Here is a 14552-nt window from a genome sequence, read left to right as displayed (position 1 = left end):
TCCCTCCGATCCTCCTCAGAGGCCACACAGCAGGGGGAACTCGCATGGACCGCGTACCAGGCCGAGCGCCGACGGCGTGGGGAAACCGACGAGGAATGTGGAGATGTCGAGATCTCACCGTTGGCGCCGACTCTCGGGTGAACGGTGCCCACAAGCACCGCAGCCAAAGATCGAGAGGGCATGAACATCATGCAGAAGCTTGTACAACAGGCCATTGACCAACTGGTGGAGTGCGGCGCCGAGCTGGGGATCCAGGTCGCGGTGTACCAGCATGGTGAGCTGGTGGTGGACGCGGTGGCGGGCGTCGCCGATCCGGACAGCGACCGTCCGGTCACCTCGGACATCCCCTTCTACAGCGCCTCCACCGGCAAGGGTGTGACTGCGACGGTGGTGCACGTCCTCGCAGACCGCGGCGCCCTTGACTATGACAGGCCGATCGTGGAGCTCTGGCCCGAGTTCGGCGCCCACGGCAAGAACAAGGCGACCATCCGCCACGCGCTGACCCATTCCATCGGCGTCCCGGCAGTGCCGTCCGACCTCACGGTGCAGGACCTGGCTGATTGGGACCGGATGTGTGCCCTGATCGCCGGCTCCAAGCCCTGGTGGGAGCCCGGGACCAAGACCGGCTACCACGCGATGACCTGGGGCTTCGTGATGGGCGAAATCGTCCGCCGGGTCACCGGCAAGCCGATCTCGCACGTACTTGAGCAGGAGATCGCGGCGCCGCTGGGCATCGCCGACGAGCTGTTCTTCGGCGTCCCGGAGTCCCGGCTCGGCCGCCTCGCCCGACTCGAGGATGCGCCCGGCACCGCCGAGATGATGGCGGCGATGCCCGCCGACCTGCCGATCGTCAAGGCCACGCCGCCCGCCGTGACCCCCAGCGCCGCATACGGCAACAACCCTGTGGTGCTCACGTCGGACATTCCCTCGGGCGGCACGATGTCCGCCCGCGCGGTGGCCAGGATGTACGCCGCGCTGCTTGGTGAGGTGGACGGTGTCCGGCTGGTCTCGGACGAGCGGCTGCGAGAGGTCACGGCCCTGGCCACGGACGATGTCGACCAAATGGTCGGCTTCCCGATGCCGCGCGCGCTGGGCTACAACCTCGGTCGGCCCGGAGCCAACCCGCCGGAGACGCTGAGCGTTTTCGGCATGCCCGGCATGGGAGGCAGCGCGGCGTATGCCGACACCGCGACCGGCATTTCCTTCGCGCTGACCAAGAACCGCTTCTTCCCCGGCCCTTCCGCCGCGGTCGATCAGATCAGCGAGCTGATCGCGAAGGCCGCCACCAGCTGAGACTCTCCGGTCGGGCCCAGCTGCGGCCAGGCGGTGCGGGCACGGCCGGTCAGCCTCTGGGCCAGTGAGGTCGAGGTGGACTCGGCGGGTGTGGGCATGACGGTCATTCAGCCCGATCTGGATGACGTGTCCGGTGATGGGCGGTTCGCGGTGGCCGTCGTGGATACGGCAGCCTGCCGCTGTCTTGATCCACTTCTCGCGATCGCCCTGTCTGCCATGCCCGTTGCCGCTGCCCGCTCGATCTCTGTGACCGCTGCCGGACGCAAGCGGTTGCAGGAAGGCGGCCTGGGGCCACCGAAGCGAGGGTGCGTTGCTTTCTGAGTGACGTGGATCTTGTGGATCATGAGGCGAGGTCGAAGTCGGTTCGGTAGCGCGAGGCGTGTTCGCGCTGGTGCCTGCGCAGTCGAGGGCTTCTTCTGGGGATCCGGCGGGCAGTCCACTGGGGAAGATGTTGTCCCGGTCGCTGTCGTTGCAAGACCCCACCGCGGGTGGCCACGGGCCGCTGCCGACTGCCGCCAGGTTCAATCCGCTCGACGCGGCCAGCACGTGACCATCTGGTCGGCGATGGTGTGAAGCGTTTCGCGCGGCACACCCGAAGCGGCCTGGACGGCGAGTCCTTGGACGACCGTGACCAGGAGCCGCGCGAGGGCCGAGAGGTCGGAGCCGGGAGGCAGACCGTCGGCGCCGGAGAAGGACCGCAGCCGGTCGGCCAGGGACTTCACCCCGTCCTCCCGAAGCCTGGTCAGGTATTCCCGCACCGAGGCCGAGCGGGGGCTTACGGCGAGCGCGCCCTGCACGATCAGGCAGCCGTGCGGGGTGCGGTCGCCGGTGACCGCCTCCACGGCGGAGTGCAGGAAAGTGCGCGCCAGTGCCTCGGCCGTCGGCTGGTCGAGGGCGGCTTGCATGTAGGCCCCGGGACCGGCCATATAGCGTTCGACGACTGTGCGGAAGAGGGTCTCCTTGTCGCCGAACGCCGCGTAGATGCTGGGGGCGCTCATCCCCATGGCCGCGGTGAGGTGGGACATGGCGGTGCCCTCGTAGCCCTGGGTCCAGAAGGTCAGCATGGCCGCGTTCAGCGCCAGCTCGGGATCGTAGCTGCGAGGTCGACCACCCGGCATGAACCTCTCCTGCCCTTCTCTCGCCCGCTGGCGCCTCGGTCGCCCGTTCGAAGCTGGGCCCTCCCGCAGCCTACCGAGGCGCGGTGTTGACACGTCGTCATGGGCTCGGAATAGTTTATTAATGATCGTTAGGATACTGCTGCTCGGTAGTGAGGAGAGCCATGAGTCTGATCGATCCCTACGCGACGGACCCCCGGTACACGAAGAGAAGCGCGATCTACGTTCCCTCCGGGCAGGGGGAGACCGCCTGGGTGTTCGCCGACACTTACACCCTCAAGGTCGGCGGACAGGAGACCAATGGGGCGCTGACGTTCCTGGAGGCGACGGTGCCGCCCGAAGGGGGACCCGCACCGCACGTCCACAACGATCACGACGAGGCGTTCTACGTGATCTCCGGGGAGTTGGAGTTCCTCAACGGCGACGAAACCGTGACCGCCGGAGCGGGCGGATTCTTCTTCGTCCCGCGGGGTACTCGGCACCGCTTCCGCAACCGCGGTTACCACGCGGCCAAGATGATCTTCTTCTTCACTCCGGGCGGCATGGAGGAACTGCTCCTCACTGGCGCCACACCGGCCGAGCCGGGGGTGGCGCCGCCCATTCGGGAGCTCAGCATCGGGGAGCCCCCGACGGAGCTGATGGAGCGTTATGCCACGGAGATCCTCCCCGACCCCAGCTAGAACCTCCGCGGTGACGGAGCCGCCCGCGCGACGCGATCCCGCACGGCCTGGGCGGCCGGGCTCCGTCGGTGCCGCCCAGGCGGGCACCTCTCTCTTGCATATCCGACGGCCGGTACATTCCCGTAGGAGAGTACACATGCCCACCGAACCCGAACCATTCGAATCTTTCGAGCATGGCTTCGCCCATGTCAACGGAGTCCGTCTGCACTATGTGAGCAGCGGTTCGGGCGAACCGCTCGTACTGCTCCCAGGCTGGCCCCGCACCTGGTGGCAGTACCGCACGATGATCCCCCTACTCGCGCAGCACTTTCGGGTGATCGTCTGCGAATATCGGGGAATGGGCGAGTCTCAAAAGCCCGAATCGGGGTACGACAAGGCCACCATGGCACGCGACGTCCACGAACTCGTCCGGCACCTGGGCTATGACCGGGTCAACGTCGCGGGCGAGGACGTCGGATCCTGGATCGCCTACTTCTTCGCCGCCCAATTCCCCGAGAGCACCGCCAGACTGGCGATGTGGGAGCCGGGGGCACCGACGAGTGAACTGGGGGACCTTCCCGCCCTGCCCGCGCCGAATGGGTTGAACGCGTGGCACCTGGGCTTCAACCAGCTCGACGAGCTTCCCGAGCGACTGCTCGCGGGCCGCTACCGGACCCTCGTCGACTGGTCCGCGGATCAGCTCACCGTCGCCCCCGAGGCCATCGACGAGAAGAGCTGGGAGATCTACGCCCGTGCCTACGACTCCGTCGAAGCGATCCGTGCGGTGGCCGGCTGGTACCGGACACTCCGCGAAGACCTGCGAGTCGCGGCCGGCTTCCCCAAGCTGACCATGCCGGTCCTGGTGCCCGGCGGCCGCTACCTCGCACTGTCCCGCGCCTCGAACGAAGACCTGGCGACCGACATCCGGTTCGTCGAGATCCCCGACGCCGGCCACTTCCTCTCGGAGGAAAAGCCAGAGCTGCTGAGCCGCGAACTGATCAGGTTCTTCAAGGCCCGAGCAGACGCGGCGCCACCAGTCCCCCGTCCCCCGTCAGCCCAGAGCGCCACGGAGGCGCATGAGTGATGGCCCCCCGGTGGACTGACAGCGGGCACCCAGGCCACGGCGACGGTACGCGGCGCCATCGCCCGCGCTCCAGGGGGTTGTTACGTTCGGGCCGGTCAGCAAGATACCTCACCTGCACCACACCCCACCCGGCCACATCCACGACTGAATCGCCCAGTCCTCTTCTGTCGCATCAGAGGACCGCTGCAGTGACCGGCACCGGCTCACGGGTCCCGCGGGGGACTGCGGCGGGCAGGAAAGAGAGGCAAACCCTTGTCCATACGCATGCCGGGACCCGGTTCCCGGCACAGGCCCTATTCCCGGCCGAGGCCCCAATCCCGGCCGAGGCTCGCTCTGGCGCAGACCCTGTGCGTGGCGCTGCTCGCCTCGCTCGTCACGCTGTTCGTGCCCGTGACCGCACAGGCGATCGAGCAGGTCGACGAGCCGGCCGTCACGTTCAACATGCAGGGCGGCACCTCGTGGTACGACGTCAAGACGAAGCTGCTCCCCAGGGCTAACGTCGTGGCCCTGCAGGAGGCCAACACGCCTCCCGACGGCTTCATCAAGGACGCCGAGGTGATCGCCGAGAACACCGACGACACCACGACGACTCCGAAGGGCTATCCCAGCCTCAAGTACCGGCTCTACGCGAAGGAGTGGGGCAGGCAGAGCACCAGGACGAAGAACGGTGTCCTGCTCTACCTGAAGATCCTGGACAAGAATGCCTGGGGCCCCGACCCCACCACCCCTCCCGGCACCCCTCCCCCCACCACTCCCGGCACCGACCCCGACGACCAGGCGGAGACAGACGAGGGTGACGCCGGGACGCCGGACACGGTTCGTAACGCCACGAAGTCCATGGCGATCTGGCTGCGCCAGGTACCCGAGAAGATCGGCGACCTCAAGGACCGCGTCAAGATCTTCCCGGCCGAGGACCCCAAGAACAAGTGGATCAGGTCCCGCCCCGCGTTCGGCGTCGAGGTCGGCGGCACCTGGTACTTCAACATCCATGCCGCGTCGATCCGTTCCGGCGACAAGCCCAATCCGCACACCGTCGCGCTGATCACCACGATCACCGGGCAGATGGCCGGCAAGTCGTGGCGGGCCCTGGGCGACTTCAACAGCCTCGCGGACGCCACGCGCGCCAGGTTCCCCAACACGTTCTACGCGACGGAGAACGGAAAACCCGACGGTACACCGGTCTACACGCAGCAGTCCCAGTTCGCGCTGGACTACATGATCGCCAGCGACCAGCTGGAGAACCTCGTGGTGACGCGGAGCGAGCAGAAGGGCGAATCCGACCACTGGCCCGTACGGTTCGCCCCGGTGAGGGCCACCGACTGCACGAACGGGTGGACCTTCCGGTACGCGACCACCTACAACCCCACGGCGCCGAACCTCGCACGGGCCGCCGCCGCGGACACCTGCGGTCTGCCGACCGCGGTGGTCTCCATGGGCGACAGCTACATCTCCGGTGAGGGCGGACGGTGGGCCGGCAACGCCGGTTCCTCCGCGACCGGTTCCGCATGGGGCACCGACCGCGCCGCGGTGAACTGCAACGGCGAGGAGAGCGTCTGCGACCACGACCTGACCAAGGTCTACGGCGACACGTCGTACGACCAGGGCGGCAGCGCCTGCGACCGCTCCGACTCCGCCGAGATCAGGGGGTTGACCTTCGAGGACGTACCGGTGGAGAGGCGGTTCAACATCGCCTGCTCCGGCGCGACGACGGACAACGTCACGACGACCGGTTTCAAGGGCCAGCGGCCCCAGATCGACGACCTGCGCGACATCGCGCAGAACAACGACGTCCGGTTGGTGGTGCTGTCGATCGGCGGCAACGACCTGAAGTTCGCCGACATCCTCCAGGACTGCGTCAAGGCGTACTTCTACCCGTCGCTGTTCAACAAGGGCTGCCGCGACGCCAAGGAGAAGGAGTTCGCCGACGGACTCGGCCCGGCGCGGGCCAAGGTCGTCCAGTCGGTCGAGGCGATCCGCACGACGCTGCGTGAGGCCGGCCAGGAGGACGGCACGTACCAGATCGTGCTGCAGTCCTACCCCAACCCCCTGCCGCTCGGCGGCGACTACCGCGACCCGGAGAACGCCCCGCTCCCGCCGGCCAACTACAGCCGCTACCTCCGTGGCGGCTGCCCGTTCCTGGACGCGGACAGCGACTGGGCGCACACTTCCGTGGTGCCCCGGATCAGTGCCATGCTCCGCGGCGCCGCGAACGAGGCCGGGGTTTCCTTCCTCGACCTCCAGGACGCGTTCGCCGGGCACGAGCTGTGCAACAGGACGACACGGCAGGCCGATTCGAGCCGCACGCTGGCCTCCCCGGTCCCGGCCGAGCAGGCCGAGTGGGTGCGCTGGGTGCCGTATGTGATCGAAGGCCTCAAGGACCTTCCGTGGCAGGCCCAGGGCAACCAGCAGGAGGCTATCCATCCCAACCACTACGGACAGCAGGCTCTGTCCGCCTGCCTGACGCAGATCGCGGCGAGGCTCGGCGACAACCCGGTGTTCTCGTCCTGCGTGGGCAAACCGTCCGTCCAGCCCGGGGACGTCGAGGGGGCGGTCGACAACAGCACGGTGCTGAGCAAGAGCAATCGCCGCGCTCCCGTCGACGGGCTGCCGGACTGGAGCCGCGCCGGATACCGCGCCGGCGAGGTGCTTCCGGGCGCCGCTTCCCGCAACCCCGACCCCGCCTGCCACTTCACGCCGTCCGTCCTCGAGCAGCAGTTCAGTGTGAAGGCCGACGACGGGCAGGACGACACGGCGGGGCTGCAGGCCGCGATCGACCGGATCCGCAACTCCTGTACACCGTCAGCGAATCCGGGCCGACTGTCGGTCATCGAACTACCCAAGGGCATCCTCGACGTCAGCAAGCAGCTGTCCGTGGACGCGTCCTACCTGGTCATCCGGGGACAAGGGTCGGACCCGGCGAACGGCTCGCGGATCGTCTTCCGCCCCGACAAGAACACCCGCTACGACGTCCTCACCGATAGCGGCGATCGCTGGGACCAGAGCTCGACGATCCACAGGTGCGAGTTCACCACGGGCTACAACGTCGGCACGGGCGGCTGGATCTGGCCGGGACGCGGACTGTTCCGGGTCCAGACCCGCGAGGCCGCCGCGCGGTACGCCTCGATCTGCGGCTTCCCGTCCCAGATCCCGGAGAACCGGCGTGACATCTTCGAGGGCTCGATCAACCAGCACTGGGAGTCGGGTGTCGCCGTGGCCGGTTCAGCGGCCGACGCCAACTACGCCGCGCACCAGGGCGACCGGACCATCCAGCTGAACGCCAAGGCGAAGATGGACCTCTTCAAGCCGGGCGGCGACCTGTGGGTCGGCGCGGCGAACAGTCTGAAGTTCTACCAGACACAGCAGGTCGTGGGAGCGACGGCGGAGGACGGCCGGCTGGAGAACCTGCACATGCGCCAGCAGGTGTTCAGCATCATCTCCGTGGACGCCGCCAAGCACACCGTCACCATCGACAAGCCGCTGGAGTTCGACGTCCCGGTGGACTCCACCTCGGACGGCTCCCCTCCGCTGGGCGTGGGCGGCAAGCCGTACGTCAGCAAGGTCACCCCGCTCAAGATGATCACCGATGTGGGCTTCGAGGACTTCTCCTTCACCGAGGACCTCAACGGCCTGCCCAAGCTCCGTGGCGGCACCTACCAGTTCACCCCGGACCAAGCGGTCCACAACTATGGCAACATGGCGCCCGAGTACGCCATGCACGGCATCGTCTTCAAGTGGGCTGCGGACTCCTGGGTGCGCGGTGTGCGTGCCGACATGGTCGGCTCGCACCCGGTCGTCACCGAGGTGGCCAGGAACATCCAGATCGAGCGGAACGTCTTCGACGGCTCGTGGAACAAGGGCAAGGGCGGCAACGGCTACCTGCGCGGATCCCGCGTCTGGGACTCCCTGTACGCCTTCAACACCAGCCGGAACCTACGTCACTTCACCTTCCAGTGGTCGGCTTCGGGCAACGTCGCCATCGGCAACGACTTCGACTCCGACCTGAACCTGCACGGCGGCTGGGAACGCCGCAACCTGTTCGAGAACAACACCGTGCACGTGCCGTACAACCATTCCTCCGGCGAGTGCAACACCAACTGCGGGGGCGAGGGAGGCGCCGGGGACGATGGCACCTGGTGGCCCGTCTACTGGGCCGCGGGCAGCAAGGGTGTCGGCTGGTCCGGCTCCACGGGGCCGCAGAACGTGTTCTTCCACAACACTCTGACCAAGCAGCTCACGCCGGAAGGCCCGTACGCGCCGTACTGGCCCTACGCCGACACCTCCAGGTTGTACCAGTTCGGCTCGTCCGCCGGTGACGCGAGTGTGTTCCAGCACCTGCAGACCTCGGGCGGGCCCATCCTGGACTGGGCCGGCAGCGAGGGCAACAACTACACCCGGGGCGACGGCGTCAACGCCGCGCGGACCGATCCCGGACGGTCGCTGTTCCTGTGGGACTACCGCTCCTGAGCCACTTCCCCGGCACATGCGCGCCCGTCTTCGGCGGACTTCGGTCCGTCGGAGACGGGCGCCCGCATCACCCGGATCCGGGTGATGCGGGCCTCGGGCTGGCGAGGAGCTCGGCGGTGGGCGTTGTCACGTTGGTGGGGTGTTGATCGGTTGAGGGCGTGTGGGGGTTGGGCGGGGGCCTGGGTCACGCTGCGGTGGTCGGGGCGGTCATCCGGTGCCGGCGTGGCCGGAAGTGGGGTGAGATGCCGCTGAACGCGGACAGGAATCTGTGAGCTCCTCCGACGCTGCGGAGGCCTTTCATGGCGCGTTCGCGCTGCCTCGTTGGCTGGTGGGAGTTCTCGGCCCGGTTGTTTAGGCCTTTGTGGGAGCGGTGCTCGACCGAGGGCATCACCTCGCGGTGGGCCGCCCCGTAGGAACGGAGCTTGTCCGTGACGTTCACCCTCGGCACGGCCCCGATTCCTTTGAGGAGCCGACGGAAGGAGCGCCTGGCCGCGGCCTTGTTGCGCCGGTTCTGGACGAGGATGTCCAGCACGTTGCCGTCCTGGTCGACCGCGCGCCAGAGGTACTTCTGCCCGCCGTTGATCGTGATGAAGACCTCGTCAAGGTGCCGCGTGTCGCCGGGGCGGGGACGTCGGCGGCGCAGCGCGTTGGCGTAGGACTGTCCGAACTTCAGACACCACCGGCGGATCGTCTCGTAGGACGCAATGACGCCGCGCTGCAGCATCAGCTCCTCCACCTCACGGAATGACAACGGGAAGCGGAAGTACAGCCACACGCAGCGGGAGATCACCTCGACCGGGTACCAGTGCCCCTTGTACGACGGCGGCGTACTGCCCACGGACAACCCCCTCCACCATGATCAACCCGAAGATCATCCCACCCGGTCAGCCAACGTGACAGCGCCGTCCGGCGCGACCCTTGGGACCTTGCAGACTCTCACCGACGCCTGGATCGACTACGCCGCCCGATCATGACCTCGTGCCCCGAACCAGTTGATGAACGCGGTAGGTTGCGCGAGTTGTGGGACAGGTCCTCCAGATCGTCGTCTGCACTTCTAGCGATGTTGGCTCACGGTCTTCGACATGTTCCGGACGTCATGGAAGATTGTCGCGTGGGTTAGCTGGCGTTGCCGGTCGCACCAGCCGGCGCGCTGTCCGAGTTGACCGGCACAGTTCCGCCCGGGCGTAGCAGGCGGAACGGCCAAGATGAAGGGGGCGCGTTCTGGCTCCAGCCTGCGCCCGCCTCTTCGCGGCCATCGGTTCACGGTGTCGAGATCTCCGGGGACGCCTCGTGAGCGGCGTCCAGGCGGGACACCTGGTAGTGGGCGATGGCCCACCCGTCCGCGGTGAGCCGCACCAGCGCGCTGAGGTACACACTCAGTGTCGGGCGGTCGGTGAAGGAGAAGTCCACGGCCAGGTAGCCGAGTACGAGGTCGTCGGCGAGGCGCCGGGTTTCCAGGATGCGGTATTCGGTGGTCAGTCCGAGGGGCTGGGAGCCGTAGTACGCGGCGATTCCCGGGCGCCCGACACTGTACGGGTGCAGGCCCTGGAAGGTCGCGTCCTCGGTGAACTGGGCGGCGACCAGGTCGGGCTCGTGTTTGTCGACCGCGGTCTTCCACCGGTCTAGTACGCTGCGCAGGACGGCGTGGTCGCCTGTCTCGATGCTGGACATGTCGTGCTCCTTCGTCGTTCCGGGGGTGTTGTCGGTGGACGGCCGGCTTCAGTGGCCGGCGCTCATGCCGCCGTCGACGTGGAGGATCTCGCCGGTCACGAAGGGGGCGTTCTCCAGGTAGACGACCGCGTCGACGATGTCGCTGATCTCGCCCAGACGGCCGACGGGGTGCAGGCCGGCCAGGAACCCGTGGGTCTCCTCGGCGTGCATCGGGGTCCGGATGGTGCCCGGGGAGACTGCGTTCACCCGGATGCCGCGGGTGGCGTACTCGATCGCAAGGGACTTGGTCGCGGACTGCAGGCCGCCCTTGGTCAGGGAGGCGAGGACCGAGGGGACCCGGGCGTCGGCGTTGTCGACGAGACTGGTGGTGATGTTGACGATGTGGCCGCCGCCCTGGGCGAGCATCTGGCCGACGGCCAGCTGGGTGAGGCGGAAGAACCCGGTCAGGTTCACTCCGGTCACCTTCGCGTAGTCCTCGGCGGTGTAGTCGGTGAAGGGCTTGGCGACGAAGATTCCCGCGTTGTTGACCAGGGTGTCGATGCGGCCGAACCGCTCGATGGCGGCGGCGATGACGCGCTCGGCGGTGGCCGGGTCGGCGATGTCGCCGGGGACGGTGAGGATGCCCGTGTCGTCGACGGGGGCGATCGTGCGTGAGGTGGCGACGACGGCGTAGCCCAGCTTGGCGTAGGCCGTAACGAGGCCGGCGCCGATGCCCTGCGAGGCGCCGGTGATGACGGCGACCTTCTGATCCTGAATGCCCATGACATACCTCCAGGGGAAGCCGAGCGCGGCTCGGCGATGGGGTGGGATTCCTCGACCTCGGCTGTGGCCACCGGTCGACGTCTCGACGGTAGGGCGCGGCGAGAGGGCGGGCAACGCGCCGCCGGGACCAGCCTCCTCCCACCTGAGAGGGGAAACCTCGCAGGCGAGGTCGGCGCTACGAGGCAGGGGTGTGCCGGTGCGGATCGCCGTCGGGAAGCCAGACGCCGTCACCACGCAGGCCGAGGTCCCCGACGCCATCGCAGAGCGCTTCGACGACGGCGAGAACCGAGGGGCGTACCTCGTCGGCCCGCCGCACCAGGGACCACGTCCAGTGGACCTCAGGGGCCACCGGCCGCCGGACCAGGTCAGGCGGCAGTGGAGTGGTCTGACCCTTGGGAGAGTTGATGACTGGTCGCCCGATGCGGCGGACGTGGTCGAAGAAGGCGGGTCCGGTGATGCCGTTGTCCGAAATGCGTTCGACCTGGGCGCCGGTGGCGCGGGCCAACTCTTCAGCGTAGACGTTCCAGGACGACCACGAGGTGGTGTCGTCGTCCACCAGGACGACGGTGTCACGGGCGCGTACGGCGCCGGTCGCGGCGCTCGTGGACACGGCATAGAGCTGGTCGGCTCCGATCAGCCGGGCGGTGAGGTCCTGCCGCTCCAGGTCTTCGGTGCGAACCCAGCACACGGCGAGGTCCAGGCTGCCGTCCGCGACCCGGGCGGCCTGCGCGTGGGAGGGGGCGACCCACGCGTCGAGGTGCACCCGGGCCACCGCCGAGGTGCGTGCCGTCAGATCGGTGGGCAGCCAGTTGACGTAGCCCAGCCGCACCGGATCCGAACCGGACAGCCGGCCCGCCATCCGCTGGAGGTCCTCTGCCCGGTCCAGCAGGGCCCGCGCGTGCGGAAGCAGCGCGGTACCGGCCGGGGTGAGCGCCACCGAACGCCGGTCACGATCGAACAGGCGCACCTTGAGATCGCGTTCGAGCGACTTGATCTGCTGGGACAGGGACGGTCCGGCAATCCATAGTCGCTCGGCGGCCCGGCCGAAGTTCAGCTCCTCGGCCACCGCCACGAAATACCGGAGTTGACGCAGCTCCACGCCCCCATGCTACGGGCCGTGAGAGCCCGCGCCTCTCACCCGAGAGGACACGAGTCGTGGCACACACTCCGCCCCCGCACGCACGATGAGCACATGATGCCGCTCCGGGACGACGGAGCGGAGACAGCGCCCGGGCCCCGCCTGGCGCGCGAACGAACGGAGCCGGACGATGCATGAGTTCCTGGTCGAGATCACCACCACCATCCCCGAGGGCACCCCTCAGGAGGAGGTTGACCGCCTCCGCGCCGCCGAGGCCGCCCGCGCCCGCGAACTGGCCGCCACCGGCCATCTCGCCCGTCTGTGGCGCCCCGTCGGCGAACTCCGCAGCATCGGCATCTGGCGGGCTAACGACGAGAACGAACTCCACGAGAAGGTACTCGGCACCCTCCCGCTGCGCCCGTGGATGACGCCCAGGGTGACTCCACTCGAACCCCACCCCAACGACCCGGGCAATGGGTCCAGTACCCGCTGACGCACCCACGCTCTGCTGATCTCCTGGCTGGCTTCGTTCGTTTCAGAAACTGGGCTTGCCAGGCACTCCGGGAGTCCCTGGGCGACCCGTTTGTCGGGTGCGACTTCGTGACTGAACCAAAGTGGTTTGGACGACCTGCCTGACAGAATGCGACAGAATCGAAGCCGGTCGGCCGAGTGGCAACAGCTTGCAAGGCGGCGTTAACGGCCCCCCAGAGCGGCCGGGAAAGTTTGCTGGATGTCGTCCCGAGGCCAGTGCTCGGCGCTGCCCACCTGCGGGCTCGTGATCACGGTACAGGGTGCCGGAAAAGGGTCGTTCGCCGAAGTGTCCGGGGCCGGCATCAGCCGGTCACGCCGTACCTGAGTCCGTCGAGGGTGAGGTCGAGAAGGCGTTCCGCCTGCTTGCGCTGCTCGGGCTTTCCCGAGGCGAGGGCGATGCCGGTCAGGGCGGCGAACAGGTCGGTCGCGTCGATGTCCGTCCGGACGGTCCCGGCGGCGGCCGCGGCGTTCAGGAGCGAGGTGAGGGCGGTCATGATCAGCTCTTGGCTATGGGCGTAGGGGTTGACGCCGGAGTCGACGACCGCGCGGAGGGCCTCGGCCATCCCCAGCTTGGCATGGGCGTAGTCGATGAAGCGCCCCATCCAGGCGCGGAGCGCCTCGCGCGGCGGCAGGGCCGCCAGAAGGTCGGGGGTGGCCTCGCACAGCCGGGTCAGTTCGCTGCGGTAGGCGGCCTCGATCAGCACTTCCCGGGTCGGGAAGTTCCGGTAGAGGGTGCCCGAGCCCACGCCTGCTTCCTTGGCGATGCGCTCGAGGTGTGCGTCCAGCCCGTCTTCCGCGAAGACACGCACGGCCGCCGAGAGGATCTTCTCCCGGTTTCGCCGCGCGTCGGCCCGCAGCGGGCGTCCGCTGTCTGTGGTCATGAGAGGGCTCTTTCGTCGCCAGGGATTGCTAAGTGGCGGCGCCTCCACTTACAGTCGTTAACCGGCGGTGCCTCCACTTGTGAGTGTAGAGCACGTACCGCCGTCATCCGCGGAGTGCGGGCCAGTCCACACAGAGGAGAGAAACGATGAGCCTCCCGCTCGAAGGCAAGGTCGCTGTGGTCACCGGAGGTGCGTCCGGCGTCGGCCTCGGAATCGCCCAGGAATTCGTCGACCAGGGTGCCCGCGTGGTCATCACCGACCTCCAGCAGCAGCCCCTGGACGAGACGGTCGCCAAGATCGGACCGCACTGTGCGGGCATCGTGGCCGACGTCACCAAGCTCGCCGACATGGAATCCGCGTACGGAGAGATCAAGAGCCGGTACGGGCGGCTCGACGCGGTCGTGGCCAACGCCGGAATCGGCGCACATGCCCCGCTCGGGCAGATCACCGAGGAGCAGTTCGACCGGACCTTCAACGTCAATGCCAAGGGGGTCCTGTTCACCGTCCAGCCGGCTCTGCCGCTGCTGCGGCCCGGCGGCACGGTCGTCATCATCGGATCGACCGCCTCCATCCAGCCCCCGGCGGCCATGGGTCTGTACGGCGGTGCCAAGGCCGCCGTGCGTGCCTTCATCCGTTCCTGGATCCAGGACATCAAGGGCTCGGGGATCCGGATGAACGTCCTCAGCCCCGGTGCGGTCGACACCGAGTCCCTGCGGAGCGCGCTGGAGATGGCGCATGGCGCCGATCAGGTCGGCGCCACCGTCAAGCGCATGGGGGAGGGCAACCCGTCCGGCCGGATCGCCGATCCCCGCGAGATGGGCAAGGCCGCGGCGTTCCTCTCCAGCGATGCCTCCAGCTTCATCACCGGCGTCGAACTCTTCGTCGACGGTGGCATGGCTCAGGTCTGAGACGTCAAGCCGTCGGCGGCGCGCCGGCGCCCCGGAGCCCGGGCTGCGAAGGCCGAGCCCCGCTCAGGGGCTGAGCTGGCGTCCGTACTGTTCAGCGGTCATGGTG

At 68.2% G+C, this 14552-nt stretch carries 14 protein-coding genes; 7 read left to right on the top strand and 7 right to left on the bottom strand.

The features are described 5' to 3' along the window. The first annotated feature begins 189 nt into the window (after positions 1-189). Positions 190-1293, top strand: a complete 1104-nt coding sequence (locus tag ACIBB8_RS30145; protein ID WP_398957439.1) for a serine hydrolase domain-containing protein — start codon at positions 190-192, stop codon at positions 1291-1293. On the opposite strand, the gene ACIBB8_RS30140 is transcribed toward ACIBB8_RS30145, so the two are convergent. Beyond that, positions 1254-1391, bottom strand: coding sequence for a hypothetical protein (locus ACIBB8_RS30140; RefSeq protein ID WP_384375751.1), 138 nt, complete (start codon positions 1389-1391; stop codon positions 1254-1256). The genes ACIBB8_RS30145 and ACIBB8_RS30140 overlap by 40 nt on opposite strands. Here ACIBB8_RS30140 and ACIBB8_RS30135 point away from each other — a divergent pair. Beyond that, the gene (locus tag ACIBB8_RS30135; RefSeq protein WP_398957437.1) at positions 1390-1614 is read left to right on the top strand and encodes a hypothetical protein; all 225 of its coding nucleotides are present in this window, start codon (positions 1390-1392) and stop codon (positions 1612-1614) included. The two genes, ACIBB8_RS30140 and ACIBB8_RS30135, sit on opposite strands and share 2 nt — an antisense overlap. A 200-nt stretch (positions 1615-1814) precedes the next feature. On the opposite strand, the gene ACIBB8_RS30130 is transcribed toward ACIBB8_RS30135, so the two are convergent. Next, on the bottom strand, positions 1815-2411 hold the full coding sequence (locus tag ACIBB8_RS30130; RefSeq protein WP_398957435.1) for a TetR/AcrR family transcriptional regulator: 597 nt from the start codon (positions 2409-2411) through the stop codon (positions 1815-1817). A 161-nt stretch (positions 2412-2572) separates the two neighbouring features. Here ACIBB8_RS30130 and ACIBB8_RS30125 point away from each other — a divergent pair, with 161 nt between their 5' ends. The 3 genes from ACIBB8_RS30125 (at position 2573) to ACIBB8_RS30115 (ending at position 8615) form a co-directional block, all read left to right on the top strand. Further along, the gene (locus tag ACIBB8_RS30125; RefSeq protein ID WP_398957433.1) at positions 2573-3088 is read left to right on the top strand and encodes a cupin domain-containing protein; all 516 of its coding nucleotides are present in this window, start codon (positions 2573-2575) and stop codon (positions 3086-3088) included. Between the two features lie 136 nt (positions 3089-3224). Beyond that, positions 3225-4151: an alpha/beta fold hydrolase gene (locus ACIBB8_RS30120; RefSeq protein WP_398957431.1), complete on the top strand. Its 927-nt coding sequence runs from the start codon at positions 3225-3227 to the stop codon at positions 4149-4151. A 351-nt stretch (positions 4152-4502) separates the two neighbouring features. Continuing rightward, a complete protein-coding gene (locus tag ACIBB8_RS30115) occupies positions 4503-8615 on the top strand; it encodes a GDSL-type esterase/lipase family protein (RefSeq protein WP_398957429.1) in 4113 nt (1370 codons plus the stop codon). A 184-nt stretch (positions 8616-8799) separates the two neighbouring features. Here the strand turns inward: ACIBB8_RS30115 and ACIBB8_RS30110 are convergent, their stop codons facing one another. The 4 genes from ACIBB8_RS30110 to ACIBB8_RS30095 form a co-directional block, all read right to left on the bottom strand. After that, positions 8800-9453, bottom strand: a complete 654-nt coding sequence (locus tag ACIBB8_RS30110; protein WP_398957427.1) for an IS6 family transposase — start codon at positions 9451-9453, stop codon at positions 8800-8802. Positions 9454-9875: 422 nt separating this feature from the next. Then, a complete protein-coding gene (locus tag ACIBB8_RS30105; protein ID WP_398957426.1) occupies positions 9876-10286 on the bottom strand; it encodes a nuclear transport factor 2 family protein in 411 nt (136 codons plus the stop codon). Between the two features lie 48 nt (positions 10287-10334). Further along, a complete protein-coding gene (locus ACIBB8_RS30100) occupies positions 10335-11048 on the bottom strand; it encodes an SDR family NAD(P)-dependent oxidoreductase (protein ID WP_398957424.1) in 714 nt (237 codons plus the stop codon). Between the two features lie 175 nt (positions 11049-11223). Beyond that, positions 11224-12147: a LysR family transcriptional regulator gene (locus ACIBB8_RS30095; RefSeq protein WP_398957422.1), complete on the bottom strand. Its 924-nt coding sequence runs from the start codon at positions 12145-12147 to the stop codon at positions 11224-11226. A 169-nt stretch (positions 12148-12316) separates the two neighbouring features. Between ACIBB8_RS30095 and ACIBB8_RS30090 the strand changes: the two genes are divergently transcribed. Continuing rightward, positions 12317-12619, top strand: a complete 303-nt coding sequence (locus ACIBB8_RS30090; protein WP_398957420.1) for a muconolactone Delta-isomerase family protein — start codon at positions 12317-12319, stop codon at positions 12617-12619. A gap of 340 nt (positions 12620-12959) precedes the next feature. Here the strand turns inward: ACIBB8_RS30090 and ACIBB8_RS30085 are convergent, their stop codons facing one another. Beyond that, positions 12960-13538, bottom strand: a complete 579-nt coding sequence (locus tag ACIBB8_RS30085; RefSeq protein WP_398957418.1) for a TetR/AcrR family transcriptional regulator — start codon at positions 13536-13538, stop codon at positions 12960-12962. A 146-nt stretch (positions 13539-13684) separates the two neighbouring features. Between ACIBB8_RS30085 and ACIBB8_RS30080 the strand changes: the two genes are divergently transcribed. Next, positions 13685-14446: an SDR family NAD(P)-dependent oxidoreductase gene (locus tag ACIBB8_RS30080; RefSeq protein WP_398957417.1), complete on the top strand. Its 762-nt coding sequence runs from the start codon at positions 13685-13687 to the stop codon at positions 14444-14446. The last annotated feature ends 106 nt before the right edge of the window (positions 14447-14552 follow it).

It is taken from the genome of Streptomyces sp. NPDC051286 (assembly GCF_044455345.1).
In the GTDB taxonomy this organism is placed as follows: Bacteria; Actinomycetota; Actinomycetes; order Streptomycetales; family Streptomycetaceae; genus Streptomyces.
This window is presented reverse-complemented; position numbering and strand designations above follow the sequence as displayed.

Excerpts from the sequence above, each read along its gene's own strand:
- ACIBB8_RS30145 (WP_398957439.1), top strand. The coding sequence starts at position 190 with ATGCAGAAGCTTGTACAACAGGCCATTGACCAACTGGTGGAGTGCGGC.
- ACIBB8_RS30135 (WP_398957437.1), top strand. The coding sequence starts at position 1,390 with ATGACGGTCATTCAGCCCGATCTGGATGACGTGTCCGGTGATGGGCGG.
- ACIBB8_RS30140 (WP_384375751.1), bottom strand. The coding sequence starts at position 1,391 with ATGCCCACACCCGCCGAGTCCACCTCGACCTCACTGGCCCAGAGGCTG.
- ACIBB8_RS30130 (WP_398957435.1), bottom strand. The coding sequence starts at position 2,411 with ATGCCGGGTGGTCGACCTCGCAGCTACGATCCCGAGCTGGCGCTGAAC.
- ACIBB8_RS30125 (WP_398957433.1), top strand. The coding sequence starts at position 2,573 with ATGAGTCTGATCGATCCCTACGCGACGGACCCCCGGTACACGAAGAGA.
- ACIBB8_RS30120 (WP_398957431.1), top strand. The coding sequence starts at position 3,225 with ATGCCCACCGAACCCGAACCATTCGAATCTTTCGAGCATGGCTTCGCC.
- ACIBB8_RS30105 (WP_398957426.1), bottom strand. The coding sequence starts at position 10,286 with ATGTCCAGCATCGAGACAGGCGACCACGCCGTCCTGCGCAGCGTACTA.
- ACIBB8_RS30100 (WP_398957424.1), bottom strand. The coding sequence starts at position 11,048 with ATGGGCATTCAGGATCAGAAGGTCGCCGTCATCACCGGCGCCTCGCAG.
- ACIBB8_RS30090 (WP_398957420.1), top strand. The coding sequence starts at position 12,317 with ATGCATGAGTTCCTGGTCGAGATCACCACCACCATCCCCGAGGGCACC.
- ACIBB8_RS30085 (WP_398957418.1), bottom strand. The coding sequence starts at position 13,538 with ATGACCACAGACAGCGGACGCCCGCTGCGGGCCGACGCGCGGCGAAAC.
- ACIBB8_RS30080 (WP_398957417.1), top strand. The coding sequence starts at position 13,685 with ATGAGCCTCCCGCTCGAAGGCAAGGTCGCTGTGGTCACCGGAGGTGCG.